The sequence below is a fragment of the Xenorhabdus sp. KK7.4 genome, from assembly GCF_963876465.1.
Classification (GTDB): domain Bacteria; phylum Pseudomonadota; class Gammaproteobacteria; order Enterobacterales; family Enterobacteriaceae; genus Xenorhabdus; species Xenorhabdus stockiae.
Genome location: NZ_CAWNQF010000004.1, coordinates 1 through 1,374, shown reverse-complemented (window position 1 = coordinate 1,374; position 1,374 = coordinate 1). Strand labels below are relative to the sequence as shown.

Below are 1,374 nucleotides of genomic sequence, written 5' to 3'. Positions count from 1 at the left end.
CCCCCTCCCCAGACTTTCCCGCCCGAAACACTCTCGCTCGATGCGCTTGTGCCTCAACATCATTTAGTCCGTCAAGTCGATGCCGCCCTGGATTTCGAATTTATTCGGGAGTTAGTTGCCCCTTTGTACTGCCACAATAATGGTCGCCCAGCGATAGACCCGGTCATGCTGATTAAAATGATGCTGCTGGGGTATTTATTTGGTATCCCCAGCGAACGCCGGTTAGTCCAGGAGATTCAGGTCAATCTGGCTTACCGCTGGTTTTTGCGACTCGGGTTGACCGAAAAAGTCCCGGATGCCTCAACCCTCAGCCAGAACCGCCGACGCCGGTTCAACCATTCTGATGTTTTCCAGCAAATTTTCGACCGCATCGTTGAGCAGGCTATCAACCGAGGTTTTGTTAGCGGCCGGGTGTTCTATACGGACAGTACGCACCTGAAAGCCAGTGCCAATCCGCATAAATCAGAGAATGTCTTGCGGCCCGTCCTCCCCGGGGCTTATCTGGACGAGTTGGAAAACGCCGTGAATGAAGACCGGGTGACGTCCGGAAAAAAAGCCTGACGCCAACTCATAAGGAACGGCAAAGAAAGACCAAAGTCAGTACAACTGACCCAGAAAGTGGCTTTATGCACCGGACAAATAAGCCGAAAGGCTTTTTCTACCTCGACCATCGTACCGTCGATGGCAAAGCCAATATCATCCTCGATACCTACGCCACAGCCGGCCATGTCCACGACAGCCAACCGCTGATTGGACGCCTAAAGCGTCAGTTGGCGCGTTTTCCGCTGAATCCTGTCGCTGTCGTGCTGGATGCGGGCTATTTTACTGCGTCGGTTTGCCATCTGACCGCACAACTGGGACTGATCCCGGTTATCAGCTATCGTCGCCCAAACAAAGGGCCCAATAGGTTTCAGAAGAAACTGTTTATTTATGATCCGCAACAGGACTGCTATCACTGCCCGCAGGGTGAAACGCTGATTTATACGACGACGGGTCGTCAGGGATATCGTTATTACCGGACGGCGGCCGGTATTTGTCAGGGCTGTCCCCTGCGAGCGGCCTGTACCCACGCAAAAAAAGGAAAAACGATAGCGCGGCATATCTGGGAAAGGGCCAAAGAAAAGGCGAGAGACATGCGTTTAACCCCGTGGGGTAAAAAGATGCATAAGCGCCGGAAAGAAACGATAGAGCGCAGTTTTGCGGATGCGAAACAGCATCATGGGCATCGTTATGCGCATTTTCGGGGTTTATTGAAAGTCCAGATCCAGTGTCTGCTGGCGGCAACAGCTCAAAATATCAAGAAGATAGCCTTACTGGTGGCGGCCCTTTGTTGGTTTTATCTGCGGTGCTTTCGTGTATTTAACGGGGCCAGAA

Annotated in this window: 1 protein-coding gene; it reads left to right on the top strand. The window is 52.3% G+C overall.

Features of this window, described 5'->3' with window-relative positions; translation table 11 throughout:
• Nucleotides 1-1,374 (top strand): IS1182 family transposase gene (locus AACS90_RS03020; RefSeq protein ID WP_099123657.1). Its coding sequence is split into 2 segments (ribosomal slippage), with 1,375 coding nucleotides annotated over them: nt 1-556 and nt 556-1,374; the frame shifts between segments, so codons are not numbered across the junction. This gene is flagged as partial in the annotation.